Here is a 19,491-nt window from a genome sequence, read left to right as displayed (position 1 = left end):
AATGGGATGTAAAGTAAAATGAAGAATACATGGATGAATATGAGTGTGTTGGCACTAAGTTTAAGTGCAATCACAACAACGCTTTATGCTGAAGAGCAGGCCTCAGCAGAAGCTGCTGTTGAAGAGCAAGCTCAGGTCGATGCTGCTGCCACATCGGAAACTGCTACAGTCAGTTCAACTCCTGGTGCTGCTGCCACATCGGAAACTGCTACAGTCAGTTCAACTCCTGGTGCGGCTGATACAGAGGCAAATCAGGCAGCCACTGCATTACAGAAAAAAGAGAGCGATGCAACTCAGGAGACCAACCTACAGGAAGTATTCACTTCAAATGAACGTCAATACTCATTAATCAAGAAAGGAATTTTTTCTTCTTATTACGATGTAGACTATACTTACTATCGCGATAGTCGTCTTGATTTGGCACTAAGTGACAGTAGTAGTGCATTGCAACGTTTGCGCGTAGAGGAAGATGCTAACCATACATTAACCAATACGTTTACAGTTCAATATGGTGTTCTGGATAATGTAACCTTATCTGCATCTTTACCATTCGTAGCCAAAACAGCTTTACTGCAAGATAAGACTGCCACAGGCTTGGGGGATGTCAATTTTGGTGCTCGCTGGGAGCCTTTTTCTTTAAAACAAGGTCGTCTGCCACTGATTCTATTTGGTAGTTTGTCAACAAAAACAGGCGATAGCCCTTACGATATTGGTATAGATGAATTATCTACTGGTAAAGGTTATTACTCGGTTGGTGCGGGTGCAAGTACACGTAAATATATTGATCCTGTTGTGTTGTTTACTTCAGTATCCGCAAGTTATGGTTTAAAGGAATCGGGGCTGAATCAGTTGCGTGGTAGCCGTATTTTGGAAAGCTTTGATCCAGGTTTGAGTGGCGGTTTTTCTTTTGGTTTTGCCTATTCGTTTAACTATGATGTGTCGCTCACCATGTCATATCAACAGAGTTTTAATACAGGCGCAAAATTCTATTTTAAAAATGATGAAAGTTATCAGTCTGCCGACCAAAGTAGTTCTATGCTGTCTTTTGCACTTGGGGTAAGGGTTTCACCTGAAACAATTGTAAATGGTACGGTTGGTATAGGATTAACTGAAGATGCACCAGATGTATCTTTGGGATTATCTTTCCCACTTGACATTATAGGCTTTGGCAAAAAAGTTCGTTAAGGAGATGTAATGGTGAAATACCTTAAATTATGTCCCTTAACCATCGCAGTTTTTCTTGCAGGTTTATCTAATCTTGCAAATGCACAATTGGGACAAGACTTATCAGTTGACATGCGTTCACTGTCACTAGGAAATGCTGTTACAGCGGATCCTCCAGGGATTAGTGCAGTTCACTTTAACCCAGCAGCACTTGCCAAGCTGGATGGCTTGCAAACCGATGTACAGGGCATTCTGGCAAACTTTGACATTAAACGGGATTATTCTGCACCAGCTCGCTATAATATTTTTGGTTATTCGGATGACCCAATTGTCTGTAATGATGGACCTGAGGTTGATGTAGGAATTTGTACCGATTTTAAAGGTACAGTCAGTGGGGATGTAGAATATGCCAGCCTTTATGTTCCAATTTTAAAGAAAATTGTGGATTTGGGGCCAGGTTTTCCAGTTGCCGCGCCAACAGCAGGGATTTCTTATAAGCCGCCAGGTTCAAAGATCACTTATGCAACATCGATCTATGCGCCTTTAGTTGCTGGTTTTGGTGCTGAAGATGGAAACCCAAGTAATTATATGGGGCAGCAGGTTGCCTTAGAGCGTATTACCTATTTGTCGCCATCTTTAGGTTATCAGGTGAATGATAACCTATATCTTGGTGCTACATTTGCAATGTCGTACCAAGCCATTGCCATGAAAACAGATTTGCGTTTCCCCAATGAAATGATTGGTGTGCTACGCATGGTGGATGAAGTGGTGTGTGGACCATTTAAAGAAAATGGCGAAATTATTACAAACCTGCTGCTTTTTGGTATGTGTAATGCAAAAGAGGGCATGAACCCTTTTAGCAAGGTCGGGTCGATGGATGTGGCTCTGGAACAGTCATTAAGTCCAAGTTATAATCTGGGTTTGCTTTGGGAACCAACTGATGATTTTAGCTTTGGGATGGTGTACCAGAGTGAAGCCAAAATGCGTCTGCATGGCAAATACCTGATTAATGTTGCTGAAGCACCGCAACAGTTGATTGCAGGTTTAAACTCATCAGCAACAGGGCAGATTCTTGCAGCAATTCTTGGTTTTCCAAGCTTTGCGCCAGCGGTAGAGTCTGGTTTAGTGGCAATGGATTTTAAATATCCTCAGCATTTCAAAGCAGGGATAAAGTACAAAATATTTCCAGATTTACAAGTGAATTTTGACTTGGGCTGGGCTGACTTCTCAGCATGGGATAAGTTCAAGTTTGAATTTGACCGTCAAATTTCATTGCTAAAAGTTGCGAAACTGCTATCAAATGATGTAACTGACCGTTCATTATCCTTACCATTAAATTTCCAGTCTTCTTGGAGTTGGGGACTAGGTATTGAATATTCGGCAACGGATCGTTTGAAACTGCGTATGGGCTATGAACCGCGTACCAGCTCCATTCCTGATGATAAGCGTAATACCATGGTACCTATTAATAACGCACAGTTATTTGGTTTAGGTGTAGGTTATCGTTTTGATCAGGATACCGATTTAGACTTGACAGTGGGTTTTTTACGCAGTCGGGATGATATTCCAGCGGGTACCAGTAGCCTTTCAAATAAAAAAGGGGTAGATAATCTATTATTAAACCCTTATGCAGGCTTGGATGTTAAAACCAATACCAAAGTGACGCTGCTTGGTATTAACTATAGAACTAAATGGTAATGCAAAAAAAATGGATTCAACAACCGAGATTCATTATCTCACTACTTGGTTTGATACTAACGGGTAGTACGGTTGCATATGCAGAGGGTTTTTATACGATCATTGGCCCAGATGGTCGCCCAATGATTGTGCCGAAGAAAGTGGATACCCAGAAAAATGAACCCACATCACATGATCGTGCTGTAGGTGGCAATGCATTAAAACAGGCCAGTACTGAACGAGTTGAAAAACAGATAGCAGTTCCATCTATCGTACAGAAAAATCCTGTTATGGCCGCCAACCCACCCCAGGAAATGGTCAAACAAGCTGTTGAGAGCTCTAAAAACATTCAACAACCATCTCTTCAATTGCAAAAAATTGAGGATGTGAAAAAGCTGGATGAAAGGGCAATACAACAAGCGCAATCAACCATAAAGCAGGCTTCATCGGAGCTACAATCCTCCACTGACTCTATTGCGAAAACCCCGATAAATGCTTTTAATCAGGTTGATGGAGTTGAATACGTTAATAGTGAATATCTGGAAGATCAGGAATTTAATCTGGATGGAAAAAAACGTTTTTATACCATGCCTGATGGTACAGGACGTTTGGAAACTATTGAACGTAAAAAGGGTGTGAGTCGTTCCGTTCTGGATAAATTTATGAACCGTTCACAGCAACTAAATACACCAATTGTTTTGGCAGCAAGTTATGTTCGGTTATCTGCCCAGGATTTATCATCCGCATTTGAAAATGATCGTTGTTTTTTGCAAGGCTATACCAAGTCAATTAAAACTTTAACCCCACAAAAAGAAGTTGGACTTTGGCCTCGTAAACCATTAAAAGAAAAGTTTGAATATGAGTTGGTAAAGCTAGATTCTGCTATTCAATATATACAAGTTGACTCTTATGCTTCTAGTAATGAGAAGCCTGTTTATTATTGGCCTTTAGTTGTTTTTTTAGATGAGAAAGGCTGTATTCAAGAGGGAGTCAGTGGCTTTAAAAACAATTCAGTATCAGCAACATTATTGCAACATGCTGCAATTCAGGGTGTGATAAAAGTACCAGCCCAAGCACATTATATAATGATGACTCCTCTTGCTTCTGCTGTGGATGTTGCTGAACAGAAACTATCAAATCAAGGACAGATTAAAATTTTTGCATTACAGTAATGCATGAACAGGATGATTGAAGTATGAATAAGAAAATTTTATTGCCCTTTGCATTTTCTACGCTTGCAGTTTTGATGCATGGTTGTGGAGGTGAAAGTGCAAAAATTAATGAGGATCCCACAAAAGGGGTTACTGTTACAAAAAATGCTGGCTGTGATGTAACAGCAGATGACTGTTTGCAATTTGCGCTGGATTATCCTGTTGCTGGCCTAAATTTTGATTGTAGTAGTGATAAAATTAATCATTTCGCAACTAAACTAGATAGTAATATTGTAACGGGCGCCTGTAAACTAGGAGATGAGGTTAGTTTCTATATTCAAGGTGAGTCGAGTACTCGAAAAATTAGCTTGGGAACTGTTAAGCTGGATAATATTTCTAAATTAAAACTAGCAACACCACCGCGTATTCGTCTCGTTGATATGGCAACTGCTTTAACAAATAAATCAGCAGCTTCATTAAATCAAAATGATGAAACGGTGCGTACAACAATGGCTTTGGTTAAAATTTTACAAAGCATTGGCCTGGAACGTACAGATAATGTAATTGGTGATATACAGCCAACTGAACTTACAATAGAGAAAAAAGATAAATTAGCTGGGATCAGTAAAGATATAGGCTCATCAGAAATTATGAGTGGTGAGTATGTTGAGGTTTTAAAGCCTTGGATTGATGTCACTCAGATTTCGAATGATCAGGCTTTTTCAATGGTGACGCAGCTATTGAATTTAACCAATACAGGAGTATGGCAATCTGATTTGCCTATCTTTAAGGCGGGAAGTACAACAGGTAGCTCAACAACTACAGAGGCAGTTCGCCCTGATGGTTTCTTTGGCTGTAATAAAACTGACTGTATTAAGTCAGATAGCAGCTTACTCCATTCCATGGGGAGATTTTTCTTGCTATCGGATCGTCAGGGATACACTTTAGGATATGGACAACAATGGCGAGGTAAACCACTTATAGAAAATGAACTAGTTGCCCCTCCAGTAGTTCTAATAAGTAAGGTTAAACCATTTAGAATACAGGTCAATGCGCAAAATACCTGGCTTAATCCTATCAGTCGGGAAGTTGAGGGTAACAGACCTCTACGTTTAAGTTTAAATGTAAATAGCGCAGAAGATTTATTAATAAAACAGGGTAAACTGCTTAATGGCTCTGTTATAGTTGGTACAGAAGCATTATATAAGCAAACACTTAAGTTAAAAGAAAATGAGGTTGTGGATAAAAAATATTTAGGATTATGGGAGCAAAATATTGATGGAACAGCTTATAATGGAACAATTGACATTATAAAAGCAAATCCATCGAGCTACTTGGCTAAGGATATTTTTAGAACGGAAGCGAATGTTAAATCAGGGCAAAACTATATTTTCCCATTATATGCGACATTAACTTTTAAATTCTCTGATGCGACAGTTACGCCAAAAGAAGTCGATATTGGAATTATGATTGATGAATATGGAGATATTCGTACAGATATCAAGAAAGACGCAACAGCAACAGATATGTCAGGAAACTGTGCCAAGACACAAAATGTTAATGATAATGGTACAATAACTGATGAATATGGTGAAACTCAATATCGTATTGGAACAACAGGGGCCACATTGTTTTCCACCAATGACAAATCTATTACTGTACGTATGATTTTATCAAATCCAAAATTTGCATCTGTAGATGGTGCAATGTTTGGACTGAATATTGGTTCTGATTATTCTGGGGCAAAAATTAATATCCATAATTTGTTGGCGGGGCAGATTACTGGTATTAATTTAACAGACTTTTCCAATAATACAGTGGGTTGGTCTAATGACTATGCTTCTTACCAGTTGGTATATAATAGTACATACGATAAATTGTCGACAGAAGATAAAAATAAATATGTTGCCCCAACAGAAGAGGAACGTGAACTTGCAAAACGTTATTCAGGTACAGTGAGTATTAAAATTGCAGATCAAAATATTCCTGCATGTAAGGCAATTAAGATAAAATCTTAATCTATTGTAAAATAAAGAAAGACCGCAAAGAGGTCTTTCTTTATTTTAACCCGTATGATCTAAACGCGTGCCTAGTGTTTCTAAATGACTTGGAAATATTCCTTGTTGACGATCTGAAAAATAATGTCTCAAGGTGTGTTCTACGCTCGGAAAGGCAAGTTCAGTCCAGGGAATTTCATGTTCTTCAAACAGGCGACATTCAAGACTTTCTTCACCAGCACCAAATAAGCCCTGTTTCAAGTGTGCTTTAAAAAGGACATAAATCTGTCCAATACGGGGAATATTGTACATACAATAAAGTTGCTCAATATCAACCTCTGCCTCTGCTTCTTCGCGGGTTTCACGCGCCGCACCCTGTTCCATGGTTTCAAACAGTTCCATATAACCCGCTGGTAAGGTCCATAAACCATAGCGAGGTTCAATTGCTCGGCGACACAGTAATACTTTATCTTCCCATATCGCTAATGCACCACAGATCACTTTGGGATTTTCATAATGAATATTGCCGCAATTTGTGCAAACCAAACGTGATTTATGATCACCTAGTGGAATTTTTGCTTCAGTTTGATGTCCACACGCAACGCAAAAGCTCATAATTATCATCAGTCAAACAGATAACTCAGCATAACTGAATTTTAATCAGTTCGCATCATATCTATACCGACAACTCAAATTTCAGCTATGATGATTTATGAGCAACGTCAAAAGAAGAGATGAGTGATATGGAACAGCCATCGTTAATACAACTTCTAGAACAACGGCTGCGTTTTTCCAAACGAATTCAGCAGGCTGATGCAGCAGTCTTAATTGCAATTACGCAAGAGGTACACCCTAGAGTTTTATTAACACGCCGTTCTATGCAACTGTCACAACATGCAGGAGAGGTGTCTTTTCCTGGTGGCAAGCGTGATCCGAGTGATACCAGCAATATTGTGGTCGCATTGCGTGAAGCACAAGAAGAAACCGCATTGAATCCATTTGATGTCAAATTATTGGGTGATTTACCTGTCTTGCGTGCACGAAGTGGCTTATCTGTTAAACCGATTGTAGGTTTGATTCCCGCACAGGTGGAATTGATTGCACAACCCACCGAAATTGATCGTATTTTCTTTGCGCCATTGCAGCATTTAATAGAAGCGCCGCCTTTGCCTTATGAGGTTCGTTTGGCACGTCAATCACTTTATTTTCCAAGTATGCAGGTGGAAAGTGAAATTGTGTGGGGTTTAACGGCTCGAATGCTGATTTCTTTATTTCAGTATGGCTTGGGGTATCAAAAGCATTGGCCATTCTTGGTGAATCCACCACATTTTGGATTATCCAAGTTTTAAAGCGTATGTGTAGAAGTAGAGTTTTAAACATGATGTATAAATTTCAGGGATTGAGTCCTAAAGCATTATATGAGCCTTGGGATGGCTGGGTTGCGCCAACAGCAACAGTGATTGGCCAGGTTGAGCTGGGCCGTCAGGTCAGCATCTGGTTTGGGGCTGTGGTTCGTGCGGATAATTGTGTGATTCGAATTGGTAATTTTTCCAATATTCAGGAAAATGCAGTTTTGCATACCGATGCAGGCATTGAAATGCATATTGGTGAATATGTAACGGTTGGACATCAGGCAATGTTACATGGCTGTACGATTGGAGATAATTCTTTAATTGGTATCAATGCTGTGGTTCTGAATCATGCCGTGATTGGCAAAAATTGTATTATTGGAGCTAATGCCCTGATACCCGAGGGTAAGGTGATTCCAGACAATTCGGTAGTGATGGGATCACCTGGCAAGGTGGTGAAGACACTGGATGAACAGGGTGCTGCTCGATTAAAGCTAAGTGCATTACATTATGCAGAACATTATAAGAATTTTCTGGAACTGGAAGAATTTAGCTTTTAATGATTTGCTAGTTAAATCTCAATCTTGCCAAGTAGACACTTGGCTTTTTTGTATCTATAAAAAGTGAATAACTCGCTTGGCACGTTAGAGTGGAGTATGATACTCAGCGTTTTTTCTCTTTCTGGTACTCAGGGTTTTTGCATGAAATTGCTTGCACTGGAAACTGCCAATGAGCAGTGTTCTGTTTCATTGGTGGATGATATCCAAGAACTGTTTTTCCAACTGGATGAACAAACCAAGGCGCAAACGCAAACCATTTTGCCATTAACTGAACAGGCCTTGTTGCAAACCAAGACTCAACTTGCTGATTTAACTGCAATCGCCTTTAGTCGTGGCCCAGGTTCATTTAGTGGGGTACGCATCAATGCTGCCGTTGCACAGGCATTGGCCTGGTCGCATGACTTACCTGTAATCCCTGTATCCAGTTTGCAGGCCTTGGCTCAGGCAGCTTATCGTTTAACGGGTTTGCAGCAGGTTAGCGCTGTGTTGGATGCAAGAATGCAGGAAGTGTATATTGCCAACTTTCGTCTGGATCAATATGGCATTATGCAGGCCATAGATGAAGAAAGATTATTAAATTATGAACAGGCAGCCGAATATTGCCAGTTTACTGCGATCGGCTCGGGTTCAGGATTGATTAAGCCAGAGCAAATAGACTCATCCGAGGCTTCTACGCTCAAGATCATGGCGACTGCACAGGACATTGCAACCATAGCGCGTGTATATGCGGCACAACAACAATGGGTTGATGCTGAACATGCATTGCCTGTGTATTCGCGTGATGATGCGTGGAAGAAAATTCCAGAACAAGGCAAAGCAAATTAATACGAATTAAGGTTGAGTATGGATCTTTTATTGCTATTTAAAGCGGCGATTATGGGCTTGGTAGAGGGGATTACTGAATTTCTACCCATCTCAAGTACAGGACATTTAATTTTAGCAGGCCAACTGCTGGATTTCTGGACAGTTGAAAAGCGCGATATGTTCGCGGTTGCTGTGCAGATTGGTGCAATTGCCGCTGTGATCTATGAGTATTGGGGCAAGTTGTGGGGGGCTTTGATTGGTGCGTTCACAGGGCAGGAACAGGGCCGCCGTTTAAGCCTTAACCTGATTATTGCTTCAATTCCAATTGTGATCATTGGGTTGAGCTTTGGTGATGTGGTCAAAGCCTATTTATTTAATGCAATTACCGTTGCAATCGCATTGATTGTGGGTGGTTTTATTATTTTATGGGCGGAACGCCGCCCGCATCAAATTGTAACTCAGGAAGTGGATGATCTAAGCTTTAAGCAGGCAACCTTAATTGGTTTGATTCAGTGTCTTGCCTTGATTCCAGGCACTTCCCGTTCTGGTTCAACCATTATTGGTTCATTGTTCCTCGGCGTTTCACGTAAGGCTGCGGCTGAATTTTCATTCTTCCTGGGCATTCCTGTACTGATGGGCGCAGGTCTGCTAGATATGTACAAGATGCGTCATGAGTTGCATAGCAATGATATGGCAGTCTTGGCTGTTGGAATTATCGTAGCCTTTATTTCAGCGTTGATTGTGATCCGTGCCCTGATTCGTTATGTCTCCAAGCATGATTTTACCGCATTTGCCTACTACCGCATTGTATTTGGACTGTTCATCCTGGCAACTTGGTGGACAGGTTGGGTGCATTGGTAATGCAGATGATCTGTTGGTATCAAGCTGAATATCAACACCAATTTCAGCAACTGCAAACACGTTTGGCTGAATTGCATGTTCAGCTTGATGGGCAAGTGGTTGAGAAAATTAATGCACGTTTTTTACGCCTGAATCCAGACATGGCACTGGTGCTGGATGAGGATGGTTTAAGTCTTGCCGCCAACGGCATGAAAATGCAGCCTGACTGGTGTGCTGAAATACCACGATTAAAGCGAGCCAGTTTAAAATCTGAGATGATTGCCAGAGCGTGTCAGCTTGGAGAGAAGCCAACACTGGTTGATGCGACCGCAGGTCTGGGACATGACAGTTTGCTGATGGCCTATCTAGGGGCGGATGTCTGTCTGGTTGAACGGCATCCGATCCTGTTTGTGTTGTTGGAATATACCAAGGCACAGGCTGAAAAGGATCCATTTTTACAGACTTTTGTGTCACGGATTCAGTTGGTTTTTGCAGACTCCAATGTATATTTACAGCAATTAGCCCAGCAGAATCAGCAGGTGGATGTGGTGTATCTGGACCCGATGTTTCCACAGCGTGACCAGAACCAGCAGGCGATAAAAAAGCAGGCGCAGGTTAAGAAACAAATGCAGTTATTGCACCTGTTGTTGCCTGAAAATGGCGAGATGGATTTGGGTGATCAATTACTCGATTTTGCAAGGAAAATTGCCAAACGTGTGGTGGTCAAGCGTCCACGTCATGCCATTTATCTGGCAGATCAAACACCTGATCATCAATGGCTGGGAGATGCCTGCCGTTTTGATGCATATTTTGCCAAAGTTTAAGTTCAAATCCTCATCGGATTCAGTTGATTGTTTGGCTTGCGTCAATGCACAGTAAAGATTTGTGATATAGTGCAAAAGCATGATTGCTAAAAAATTCTTGTCACGCTTACACTAGAGCTGTGCATCACACTTTTTGAAAAAGTAGATTTTCAGTTTAGTCTTGAAAAGAGAAATACCCAAAGAATTTTATGATAGACCTCAAGCCCTCCATTAATATCTGGCACGATTTTAAAAGTAACCAAATTGCTGGAATGTGGCTGTTTCTGGGGTCACGCCGTTCCTTGCAGATTGTGCATCCCTCCATCACCCAACTGATTCTGTGGGGAATTCTGGGTGGATGTACCAACTCGCTTTATGGCTGGCTGGTTGCTGGGCAAATGGGGGACTTTAATCCACAGGGGTTGATTGGATATGCACTGTGGCCATTTATTGCCTTAATTGTCGGTATTTTCCTTTCCCAGCGCATGAACCAGCCTCGCCTGATGCTGGTGCCTGCATTGCTGTGGTTGGTGCTTGATACCAATATCCTCTTGTTACAATGCCTGATTCAGTATCTTGGATCAAACGGTTACCTGAACTTTATCCCTGACAGTATTTATAATGGTTTTTTACCCCCATTTTTTGTTGGCTTGTTTGTCTGGCAGAGTCTGGCAGTCATCTGGGTTTTTTCCCGTGCATTAAAATGGCCGTGGTGGGAGCGTGTGCTGGTGATTGTGGCAACCATTGCCACAATGGTGGTATGGCAATTATCTGTTAAGGACCAGCCAGTCTGGAAAGTGGAGCAAACACCGCCAAGTTTCAGTGAAGAGGCATTTTATGCGCAGGGCCATTTGCTTGAGACGGCACTGGAACAGATACAATATGGCGATATCGCCCAAAGCCACTGGTATTTTATGGGCGTGGCGGGAGATAGTTATGCTGATGTGTTCAAGTCGGAAATTGAACGGATAAAAGAGCAGTTTGATACCCGTTTTGGAACCTTTGGCCGTTCGCTGATGTTGATCAATAACCCTGCCACACGTCTGGAGGTGCCAATTGCCTCTAAAACCAGTATGGAACTGGCTTTGCGCCGTATTGGCCAGCAAATGAACCGTGATAGTGATGTGCTATTCCTGTATATGACTTCACACGGCGAACGGAATCATTTTGAAATTGAAAATGCGCCGCTAGAGCTTGGGCAGGTTGACCCGAAATGGCTGCGTGAAACACTGGATAAGTCTGGAATTCGCTGGCGTGTGATCGTGATTTCGGCCTGTTATTCGGGCAGCTTTATTCCTGCCTTGCAGTCACCTGAAACATTGATCATTACCGCATCAGCAGCAGATAAAACCTCATTTGGCTGTAATAGTGAGGCCGACTATACCTATTTTGGTCGGGCATTTTTTGATCTGGCAATGCGTGAGCAGTCTTCAATCAAGCAGGCATTTGAGCAGGCCAGACAAACAGTGACCAAATGGGAAACTGCGCAGGGCTTTGAACCATCAGAACCGCAATGGTCAATTGGGCGTAATATGGAATTAATGCTGCCACAACTGGAGCCTTATTTGTTCCCTACACAAAATATGACAACAACAGATACTACAAAAACACAGGATAACAAACATGCAACTACTGCAAAAAAATCGTTGTTTTGAGGGTGAGCAACGGATTTACCAGATTGATTCCCAGCATCTCAAAGGGCTGAGCAAGGTTGGGGTTTATCTGCCACCAGCCGCTTTAGAGGGTAAGCCATGTTCAGTATTATTCTATCTTGCTGGCTTGACCTGTACTGAAGAGACCTTTGCAATCAAGGCACATGCACAACGTATGGCTGCACGTTTAAGCCTGATTTTAATTACACCAGATACCTCACCGCGTGGAGAGGATGTGGCGCAAGGAGATCATTGGGACATTGGGCAGGGTGCAGGTTTCTACATGAATGCGATACAGCAACCGTGGGCTGAACATTATCAAATGGAATCCTATATTGTTGATGAGTTGTATGCGCACATATTGCAGGAGTTTCCAGTGATTGAAAATCAAGTTGGAATCTTTGGTCATTCAATGGGTGGGCATGGTGCATTGACGCTGGCATTTAAATATCCTGAGCAATTTAAGTCGGTTTCAGCCTTTGCGCCCATTTGTGCACCAAGTCTCTGCCCTTGGGGAGAAAAGGCATTTAGCCAATATTTAGGTACTGATCAACAACAGTGGTTAGCACACGATGCGACTGCTTTGGTCCAGCAAAAGGGTGGAGTTTTTGAGGAAATCCTGATTGATCAGGGACTGGATGACCAGTTCTATGCGCAGTTGAATCCTGAGAAATTTAAGCAGGCCTGTCTCGATGCTGGTCAGCCTCTCACCCTACGCCTGCACAAAGGTTATGATCATGGCTATTACTTTATTCAAAGTTTTATTGATGACCACCTACAGTTTCATGCCATTCAGTTAGAAAAGGCATTAAGCTAAATACTGGAAGTTCATATGAGCTTCTTTAAATGATGTTGCCATTCAACTAAAAATTCTTGTTGAGCCATACGGTTTAAATGAGCAAGTACCACCTGCTCCAAATGGGCAACATCTTCCTGCTGGTTTTTAATTGTAAATGAAAATAGTTCTCATGAAACGGGCTGTTGCAAGTTTGCAATGCCAGCAGGCTAACTACAGACGGAAGTGTTATGAATTTGCTATAATTTACCCATCATTTTCTCAGTATTCGTCAGGTTATCCATGTCCAAGCCCTATTTAATTGCACCGTCAATTTTATCTGCTGATTTTGCACGTTTGGGTGAAGAGGTGGAAAAAGTGTTGGCGGCAGGCGCAGATGTTGTGCATTTTGATGTGATGGATAACCACTATGTACCGAACCTGACCTTTGGTGCGGGTATATGCAAGGCACTGAAAAACTATGGTATCAAGGCACCGATTGACGTGCATTTGATGGTTTCGCCTGTGGACCGTATGATTGGCGATTTTCTGGAGGCAGGTGCCGACATTATTACCTTTCACCCAGAAGCATCAGACCATATTGATCGCTCGCTACAATTGATCAAATCGGGTGGAGCAAAAGCTGGCTTGGTATTTAACCCAGCCACGCCGTTGCACTATCTGGATTATGTGCTTGATAAAGTGGATCAAATCCTGTTGATGAGTGTAAACCCTGGCTTTGGTGGACAGAAATTCATTCCAATGACTTTGGAAAAATTACGTCAGGCACGTCAGATTATTGATGCCAGCGGTCGTGATATTCGTCTGGAAGTGGACGGTGGGGTTGGTCCAGCAAATATTGCTGAGATTGCAGCAGCGGGTGCGGATATGTTTGTGGCTGGCTCAGCGATTTTTGGTCAACCAGATTATAAAACAGTGATTGATCAGATGCGGGCGGAGTTGGCAAAAGTGAATCAGGTAGAGATTTAAGATGTGGATAACTTTGTTTATAACTGGGTGGATAACCGTGTTGATAAGCAAGTGGATAAACTGTTGTTAAAATAAACAAAGTGATTTCAGTTGTTTATATTCACAGCAAAATAATGGAAAAAGGACAAATATCTGTCCTTTTTTATGCGCCAACTTATTTATTTTGCTTTATTTTTATCCATTTTTTATTTGTTTGGAAATTAAATGATAAATCAGCAGGTTTCTTTAAACTGACTCTAAATGATCAGAATTGAAACATGAAGCTGATTGTGTATAAGTATGAAAGAAATTATGCTAAGTATATTGACTTAGTTTGATCATTGAAACAGGGAATCTAACGTGCAACTGCGCCAAAAATACAAACATCTGTGGTTTGTATTCCTGATGATATTCTTCATCGGGGGGAGTGGTGTGGCTGTTGCAGCAGTTCAGGCAATTCAATCTCCTCAAAAATCTTATGCAACCGCTCAAACAATGCCTTGCCATGAGCAACCTATGCTGGATCAACCTCATCATATGTCTGGGTCGCATGTTGATACGACCAGTTTGACAAAATGTCATGATGGAAAAAATGCATAGTGATCAGCATTGTCAGGACTGCAATAGTCCCTCACATTGTCAGGCAGTCAATCTTGCACTTGATCAGCAGGCACCCAGTTTATCCTCCTCACCTTTTTTAGAGCCTAATTCCTATCAACATACCGATTATCAGGCTCGACATCTTGCTGGCTATTGGCAGGAAATTTTACGCCCTCCTAGAACCTGATCTATTAAATTCCGTTGAAATTCCTCTCTTTTAAAGAGGGGCTAGCCGATATTTAACAGATTGGGATTATTTTATGTCTTCAAAATTATATGCTGGCGTTGTTGCCAGTTTGAGCCTATTGCTTGCCCCTGATAGTTGGGCTGCAATCAAGGAATATCACCTGAATATCAGTCAGGGCATGGTCAACTTAACAGGGAAACCTGTTAAACGAATGACAGTTAATGGCAAGTTTATTGCTCCGCTTCTGGAGTTTGAAGAGGGTGACGAGGCGGTCATCCATGTGCATAACCAACTCAAGGATCAGGACACCTCCCTGCATTGGCATGGGCTGTTGTTACCTGGATTGATGGATGGTGTACCTGGTTTTAATGGCTTTCAGGGTATTCAGCCAAAGGGTGATTTTACCTATCGTTTCAAGGTGCGCCAAAACGGAACTTACTGGTATCACGCCCATAGTAAAGGGCAGGAACAGGACGGTTTATATGGTCCGCTGGTGATTTATCCAAAAGGAAAACAGCCTGTTGCCACACATGAAAAAGCTGAACGTGATTATGTGGTGATGCTGTCGGATTTTCATGAATCCGATAGTGCCCAGATCATGGCAAACCTGAAAAAGTCCGCCGAGTATTATCAGAATCAGCGTGAAACAGTAGGCGATGTCTGGAAACAGGTCAAACAGCAAGGTTTAAAGGCAAGCTGGCAAGACCGTGCAATGTGGAACCAGATGCGGATGCTTAAAACCGATTTGTCTGATGTTACGGGTTATAGCTTTTTAGTCAATGGTCAGACACCAGAGCAGAACTGGACAGGTACATTTAAAACAGGTGAGAAAGTCCGCCTGCGTTTTATCAATGCTTCAGCCATGTCTTTTTTTGATGTACGTATTCCAGATTTAAAAATGACGGTGCTGAGTGCTGATGGTCAGCCTGTGCAACCTGTACCAGTGGATGAATTTCGGATTGGTGCGGCAGAAACCTATGATGTGATAGTGGAGCCAATGCGGGCATATTATCAACTTCAGGCAGAGTCCATAGACCGTGCTGGTTTTGCGATTGCATCACTGCAAAAGGAAATGTTTCCAAAACAGCAAAAGCTTGAAATGCCGAAAGCCCGTCCGCGTGCACTATTGACCATGGATGATATGGGACATGGACAAATGGATATGGGCAAAATGGATCATGGCTCACATCAGCAAATGAACATGCAACATCATTCACATGACCAGATGCAGATGTCAGCATCGGCAATGTCTGAGCATAGCCAGCATCAAACTATGGCATCTTTTGAAAAAGATCAGCCTGATACTGTACAGGGCTGGGCCAATGCCTCCACACCAGCAGGACATAAAGCGTTGCAGTATGCCGATCTGAAATCATTAACGCCCCAACTTGATACCCGTGCTGCTGAAAGAGAGTTGGTGATCCGTTTAGGGGGCACCATGGAGCGCTATATCTGGACGATTGATGGCAAGAAGTTCAGTGACAAGGACTTTGAGCCCTTAACGGTGCGCTTTGGTGAGCGTATCCGCCTGAAATTTGTCAATAACAGCATGATGGCGCATCCGATGCATCTGCATGGCATGTTTATGCAACTGGAAAATGGCCAGTCTGCACAGGACATACCAAACAAGCACACTATAATTGTACCACCAGGCAAAACAGTGACTGCGATGCTGACTGCGGATGAGGTGGGTGAATGGGCAATTCATTGCCACCTGCTATACCACATGAGTGCAGGCATGATGAGCAAGCTGATCGTAGCAAATGTTGATGGCTCGAAAGCGCCGATTAAAAATAACGTACCTGTCCAGTCAGCTCAGGGAGAAAGCCATGCACATCATTAAGCTAACCCCTGAAATGAAACCCCATGTAACCTTATTGCTGATGGGTGGAATGATGTGCTGCCTGAGTGCCGTGACTTATGCAGATGAAGAACATAATCACATGACAGATGAACAACCCGTTATGCAAATGGATGCATCATCAGCGATGCAGCATCATCAACATCAAAGTGTTCCTGTAAGGGCAGAGCTTGACCATACACCGCATAATCATCACCGTGAACATGGTGGGCAGATGTATCAGGCCACCAGTCTGGAGAATGCGTGGACAGTGGATGATCATGGTCAGGGCAGTGCCAGCAGTAAACTGAAAACTTGGATAGGCACAGATGAAAACAAGATTTTCATCAAGGCGCATGTGGAAAAGGCAGAATCCCAGCAGACAAAAACCGATGCAATGGCTTTATATAGCCGTAGTATTGCTGACTTTTGGGATGTACAGGTGGGTGCTCGCCATCAATATCAACCTGAACAGCAACAGGATAAAAGCCAGTGGAGCGCCGTAGTCGGCGTACATGGTTTGGCTCCCTATTTCTTTGAAACCGAAGCTTATCTCTATGCAGGGCAGGATCAGCGCTGGCAGTTCAGTCTGGAAACCAGCCGTGATGTACTGTTTACCCAGAAATTGATTGCACAGCCTTATTTCAATGCGGATCTGGTTTTAAATGATCAATCAAGATATGCACAAAAATCAGGTGTGTCCAAACTGCAAACAGGCGTGCAGATTCGCTATGAAATCAATAAAAAAATCATGCCATTTATTGACCTTGCTTATGCCTATCATAAAGGTAAAAAGCAAACTGCATGGCAAATGGCTTCAGGGTATGAGCAAGGCGGGCTATATGCTGTGGGGCTTACGTTAAAGTTCTGATACTCTGTCTAAAATGTCATTTCGCTGAGATACTGTTGGTTTATACTGGCAGTATCTTTTTTGAGTCATTCATGGTGCATAAATGGCTTTAGAACAACAAGAGCAGCAAATAACACAACATGCAAATCAAAGGACGCATTCAGGCGAAAAGTCTCAGGCTTCTTTCCAGTCTCAACCAGGATTTATTACAGTAAATGGCAGCATGAATGTCAGTTTTTACTATATTCCCCATATGAGCAGTGTTGTGGAAGCAACACGTGTACGCAAGGCATTAGTTCCATTTGTGGATTTATTGGTTGAGCATAGTATTGACCTGGATGCACGTCATTTAACCCTCTACCATCATCTAGCGATTGATGAGGTTACCGCCGCCTTGCAACGCTTGAGTCTGGGGGCTGAACTACAACAAACCTTGTCACATTATGAGCCTGTGGAAATCAGTACATTTAATAAGCAGGAAAAGACAGATTCATCCAGTCAGAACAAGACCTTTACAGAAAACCAGCTCAATCCTATTCAGCAATTTTTGTATGCCGCTTTAGAAAAACTTAGGCAATGGATCAAGGTATTACAAGGTAAAAAGGATCAATAATATGCCAAGATGGATGTATGGCTTGCTGGGACTGGCTTTGGCATGGCTGGTCTGGACCAATCTGCTTAAACCCGCTCCAAATGTGAGTCAAATTACGACCCAGCAAGGTGTACAGGTGATGGCACTGGAAAACTATGAGGGTTCATTTCGTGTATTGGGACGGGAAGACTACAATCTAGGCCGTGAAGCAGAATTTTCCCCTATGGACATTGCTGTAGGCTGGGGGAAAATGGCAAATCCACAGGTGTATAAGCAAATTGACATTTCCCAGAGTAACCGTTGGTATCACTGGCGTGTTGATCATGAACCAACGATTTCGTTTAGGGAAATTGAAACACACAGTGCCAACATGCATTTGGTTCCAGCAGATGCCTATGTCGCATCGCAAATGAAGAAAATTAAAAAGGATGATTTGGTCTACCTCAAGGGTGCATTAATCGAAATTCAGGCACCCGATGGATGGCGCTGGAAAAGTTCCTTGTCCCGTGAGGATACAGGTAATGGTGCCTGTGAATTGATGCGTGTGGACAGCATCATTTGGCAATAGAATATATAGAATAACAGTCTATGCTTTTCAAAAGCTTAGGTAATATAGGTACATAACAATTCACATAACTGCCCATTTTAAAGTAAACTCCTGAAGCTGGGAGGACGACCTCTCCGTAAAGGAATCACGTTGGGACGACCCAACCATTAAACAAGATGAATGTAAAAATGGCATGGGCAATTTTAATTCTGGCAGGCATTTTTGAAATCATTTGGGCATACTCAATGAAAATGTCTGAGGGCTTCACCCGTCTCACCCCAAGTGTGGTCACGATTGTTTTTATGATTTTAAGTGTGGTTTTGCTCTCCATATCAATGCGTACACTTCCTTTGGGAACAGCCTATACCGTATGGACAGGCATTGGCGCGATGGGTTCCTTTATTTTGGGCATTATGGTGCTGAATGAACCCATGACCGCAATGCGTATGATCGCAGCCGTCTTGATTGTGTCGGGTTTGGTGTTGATGAAGCTTTCATCGAATTAAGAAAAATTCCCCCTCTTTATCAAAGAGGGGCTACGATTGAAGTAGCGTAAAGGAGATTTTTGATGCAACTGGTTTATATGTATATGGAATCTCCTGTAGGCGCATTAAAACTGGTTGCTCATGATCAGGCTTTGGTTGCCGTGATGTGGGACAATGAAGACCATAAACGGGTACGCTTGGCGGAACTGATTGAGAATATCCAGCATCCGATGCTGCTAAAAGTGAAACAACAACTAGAACAATACTTTGCAGGACAACGCCAGCAGTTTAATCTGCCACTGGATTTTCAGGGCACGGATTTTCAGCAACAGGTATGGCGAGCTTTATTGACCATTCCTTACGGAGAAACACGCAGTTATAAAGATATTGCGCTCCAGATTGGCAATGAAAAGGCAGTGCGTGCGGTCGGTGCCGCCAATGGTAGAAATCCAATTTCAATTATTGCACCATGCCATCGCGTGATTGGTTCTGGTGGGGCTTTGGTGGGTTTTGCAGGTGGTCTGGATAAGAAGCAGATTTTATTGAGTTTGGAACAGGGTCAAATTCAATAAACTGTATCGCTGATACTCGATTTTAATTGCCTTTTGGAATAAGCTTAAGTCTTTCATAACAAGTTGAATGGGTATTT

The 19,491-nt window shown here is 42.4% G+C and carries 19 protein-coding genes and 2 pseudogenes; 19 read left to right on the top strand and 2 right to left on the bottom strand.

Annotated elements, in window-relative coordinates; translation table 11 throughout:
- Nucleotides 1-18: 18 nt before the first annotated feature.
- The 4 genes from F973_RS11695 to F973_RS11680 are packed head-to-tail and all read left to right on the top strand — an operon-like array spanning nt 19 to nt 6,010.
- Nucleotides 19-1,185 carry a putative pilus system protein FilC gene (locus F973_RS11695; protein ID WP_004761943.1) on the top strand — a complete coding sequence of 389 codons (1,167 nt, stop codon included), beginning with the start codon at nt 19-21 and terminating at the stop codon, nt 1,183-1,185.
- Between the two features lie 12 nt (nt 1,186-1,197).
- Nucleotides 1,198-2,862, top strand: coding sequence for a putative pilus system OmpP1/FadL family transporter FilD (locus tag F973_RS11690; RefSeq protein WP_171062357.1), 1,665 nt, complete (start codon nt 1,198-1,200; stop codon nt 2,860-2,862).
- Nucleotides 2,862-4,013, top strand: a complete 1,152-nt coding sequence (gene filE / locus F973_RS11685; RefSeq protein WP_004761940.1) for a putative pilus assembly protein FilE — start codon at nt 2,862-2,864, stop codon at nt 4,011-4,013. Before F973_RS11690 ends, filE begins: the two co-directional genes overlap by 1 nt.
- Before the next feature lie 23 nt (nt 4,014-4,036).
- Nucleotides 4,037-6,010: a putative pilus system protein FilF gene (locus F973_RS11680; RefSeq protein ID WP_004761939.1), complete on the top strand. Its 1,974-nt coding sequence runs from the start codon at nt 4,037-4,039 to the stop codon at nt 6,008-6,010.
- Between the two features lie 45 nt (nt 6,011-6,055).
- Here F973_RS11680 and F973_RS11675 read toward each other — a convergent pair whose 3' ends face one another.
- On the bottom strand, nt 6,056-6,604 hold the full coding sequence (locus tag F973_RS11675; RefSeq protein WP_034432638.1) for an NUDIX hydrolase: 549 nt from the start codon (nt 6,602-6,604) through the stop codon (nt 6,056-6,058).
- 128 nt (nt 6,605-6,732) lie between these two features.
- On the opposite strand from F973_RS11675, the gene F973_RS11670 reads away from it, so the two are divergent.
- The 7 genes from F973_RS11670 to fghA all read left to right on the top strand — a co-directional run bounded on the left by F973_RS11670 (nt 6,733) and on the right by fghA (nt 12,814).
- Entirely contained in the window at nt 6,733-7,338 is a 606-nt protein-coding gene (locus tag F973_RS11670) for a CoA pyrophosphatase (RefSeq protein ID WP_004761935.1), read from the top strand.
- A 32-nt stretch (nt 7,339-7,370) separates the two neighbouring features.
- Complete coding sequence (locus F973_RS11665) at nt 7,371-7,898, top strand: gamma carbonic anhydrase family protein (protein ID WP_171062356.1); 528 nt, start codon at nt 7,371-7,373, stop codon at nt 7,896-7,898.
- Nucleotides 7,899-8,039: 141 nt separating this feature from the next.
- Entirely contained in the window at nt 8,040-8,723 is a 684-nt protein-coding gene (tsaB, locus tag F973_RS11660) for a tRNA (adenosine(37)-N6)-threonylcarbamoyltransferase complex dimerization subunit type 1 TsaB (RefSeq protein ID WP_004761932.1), read from the top strand.
- An 18-nt stretch (nt 8,724-8,741) separates the two neighbouring features.
- Nucleotides 8,742-9,563 carry an undecaprenyl-diphosphate phosphatase gene (locus F973_RS11655; protein WP_004761931.1) on the top strand — a complete coding sequence of 274 codons (822 nt, stop codon included), beginning with the start codon at nt 8,742-8,744 and terminating at the stop codon, nt 9,561-9,563.
- Entirely contained in the window at nt 9,563-10,366 is an 804-nt protein-coding gene (locus F973_RS11650; protein WP_004682988.1) for a class I SAM-dependent methyltransferase, read from the top strand. The genes F973_RS11655 and F973_RS11650 overlap by 1 nt, the downstream gene beginning before the upstream one ends.
- 188 nt (nt 10,367-10,554) lie before the next feature.
- Complete coding sequence (locus F973_RS11645) at nt 10,555-12,000, top strand: C13 family peptidase (RefSeq protein ID WP_004761930.1); 1,446 nt, start codon at nt 10,555-10,557, stop codon at nt 11,998-12,000.
- Nucleotides 11,969-12,814: an S-formylglutathione hydrolase gene (fghA, locus tag F973_RS11640; RefSeq protein WP_004761928.1), complete on the top strand. Its 846-nt coding sequence runs from the start codon at nt 11,969-11,971 to the stop codon at nt 12,812-12,814. Before F973_RS11645 ends, fghA begins: the two co-directional genes overlap by 32 nt.
- Before the next feature lie 11 nt (nt 12,815-12,825).
- Here fghA and F973_RS15700 read toward each other — a convergent pair.
- Nucleotides 12,826-12,927: pseudogene (locus tag F973_RS15700) on the bottom strand (hypothetical protein); the annotation flags it as partial.
- Between the two features lie 148 nt (nt 12,928-13,075).
- Between F973_RS15700 and rpe the strand changes: the two are divergent.
- From rpe to F973_RS11600, 8 genes and pseudogenes are all read left to right on the top strand, one after another.
- A complete protein-coding gene (rpe, locus tag F973_RS11635) occupies nt 13,076-13,762 on the top strand; it encodes a ribulose-phosphate 3-epimerase (RefSeq protein ID WP_004682983.1) in 687 nt (228 codons plus the stop codon).
- Between the two features lie 339 nt (nt 13,763-14,101).
- Nucleotides 14,102-14,528, top strand: a pseudogene (locus tag F973_RS11630) (hypothetical protein).
- 73 nt (nt 14,529-14,601) lie between these two features.
- Nucleotides 14,602-16,371, top strand: coding sequence for a copper resistance system multicopper oxidase (locus F973_RS11625; RefSeq protein ID WP_004761926.1), 1,770 nt, complete (start codon nt 14,602-14,604; stop codon nt 16,369-16,371).
- Entirely contained in the window at nt 16,358-17,239 is an 882-nt protein-coding gene (locus F973_RS11620; RefSeq protein WP_004761924.1) for a copper resistance protein B, read from the top strand. The genes F973_RS11625 and F973_RS11620 overlap by 14 nt, the downstream gene beginning before the upstream one ends.
- A gap of 82 nt (nt 17,240-17,321) precedes the next feature.
- On the top strand, nt 17,322-17,831 hold the full coding sequence (locus F973_RS11615) for a hypothetical protein (RefSeq protein WP_004761922.1): 510 nt from the start codon (nt 17,322-17,324) through the stop codon (nt 17,829-17,831).
- 1 nt (nt 17,832) lies between these two features.
- Nucleotides 17,833-18,378 carry a hypothetical protein gene (locus F973_RS11610; protein WP_004675120.1) on the top strand — a complete coding sequence of 182 codons (546 nt, stop codon included), beginning with the start codon at nt 17,833-17,835 and terminating at the stop codon, nt 18,376-18,378.
- Between the two features lie 167 nt (nt 18,379-18,545).
- Nucleotides 18,546-18,863, top strand: coding sequence for a DMT family transporter (locus tag F973_RS11605; protein ID WP_004761921.1), 318 nt, complete (start codon nt 18,546-18,548; stop codon nt 18,861-18,863).
- A 62-nt stretch (nt 18,864-18,925) separates the two neighbouring features.
- Nucleotides 18,926-19,414, top strand: coding sequence for a methylated-DNA--[protein]-cysteine S-methyltransferase (locus F973_RS11600; RefSeq protein ID WP_004761920.1), 489 nt, complete (start codon nt 18,926-18,928; stop codon nt 19,412-19,414).
- The last annotated feature ends 77 nt before the right edge of the window (nt 19,415-19,491 follow it).

It is taken from the genome of Acinetobacter sp. CIP 102129 (assembly GCF_000368305.1).
In the GTDB taxonomy this organism is placed as follows: domain Bacteria; phylum Pseudomonadota; class Gammaproteobacteria; order Pseudomonadales; family Moraxellaceae; genus Acinetobacter; species Acinetobacter parvus.
The sequence above is the reverse complement of the archived record's forward strand: the minus strand, read 5'-3'. Positions and strand labels throughout refer to the sequence as shown.

Excerpts from the sequence above, each read along its gene's own strand:
- F973_RS11695 (WP_004761943.1), top strand. The coding sequence starts at position 19 with ATGAAGAATACATGGATGAATATGAGTGTGTTGGCACTAAGTTTAAGT.
- filE (WP_004761940.1), top strand. The coding sequence starts at position 2,862 with ATGCAAAAAAAATGGATTCAACAACCGAGATTCATTATCTCACTACTT.
- F973_RS11680 (WP_004761939.1), top strand. The coding sequence starts at position 4,037 with ATGAATAAGAAAATTTTATTGCCCTTTGCATTTTCTACGCTTGCAGTT.
- F973_RS11675 (WP_034432638.1), bottom strand. The coding sequence starts at position 6,604 with ATGAGCTTTTGCGTTGCGTGTGGACATCAAACTGAAGCAAAAATTCCA.
- F973_RS11670 (WP_004761935.1), top strand. The coding sequence starts at position 6,733 with ATGGAACAGCCATCGTTAATACAACTTCTAGAACAACGGCTGCGTTTT.
- F973_RS11665 (WP_171062356.1), top strand. The coding sequence starts at position 7,371 with ATGTATAAATTTCAGGGATTGAGTCCTAAAGCATTATATGAGCCTTGG.
- tsaB (WP_004761932.1), top strand. The coding sequence starts at position 8,040 with ATGAAATTGCTTGCACTGGAAACTGCCAATGAGCAGTGTTCTGTTTCA.
- F973_RS11655 (WP_004761931.1), top strand. The coding sequence starts at position 8,742 with ATGGATCTTTTATTGCTATTTAAAGCGGCGATTATGGGCTTGGTAGAG.
- F973_RS11650 (WP_004682988.1), top strand. The coding sequence starts at position 9,563 with ATGCAGATGATCTGTTGGTATCAAGCTGAATATCAACACCAATTTCAG.
- F973_RS11645 (WP_004761930.1), top strand. The coding sequence starts at position 10,555 with ATGATAGACCTCAAGCCCTCCATTAATATCTGGCACGATTTTAAAAGT.
- fghA (WP_004761928.1), top strand. The coding sequence starts at position 11,969 with ATGCAACTACTGCAAAAAAATCGTTGTTTTGAGGGTGAGCAACGGATT.
- rpe (WP_004682983.1), top strand. The coding sequence starts at position 13,076 with ATGTCCAAGCCCTATTTAATTGCACCGTCAATTTTATCTGCTGATTTT.
- F973_RS11625 (WP_004761926.1), top strand. The coding sequence starts at position 14,602 with ATGTCTTCAAAATTATATGCTGGCGTTGTTGCCAGTTTGAGCCTATTG.
- F973_RS11620 (WP_004761924.1), top strand. The coding sequence starts at position 16,358 with ATGCACATCATTAAGCTAACCCCTGAAATGAAACCCCATGTAACCTTA.
- F973_RS11615 (WP_004761922.1), top strand. The coding sequence starts at position 17,322 with ATGGCTTTAGAACAACAAGAGCAGCAAATAACACAACATGCAAATCAA.
- F973_RS11610 (WP_004675120.1), top strand. The coding sequence starts at position 17,833 with ATGCCAAGATGGATGTATGGCTTGCTGGGACTGGCTTTGGCATGGCTG.
- F973_RS11605 (WP_004761921.1), top strand. The coding sequence starts at position 18,546 with ATGGCATGGGCAATTTTAATTCTGGCAGGCATTTTTGAAATCATTTGG.
- F973_RS11600 (WP_004761920.1), top strand. The coding sequence starts at position 18,926 with ATGCAACTGGTTTATATGTATATGGAATCTCCTGTAGGCGCATTAAAA.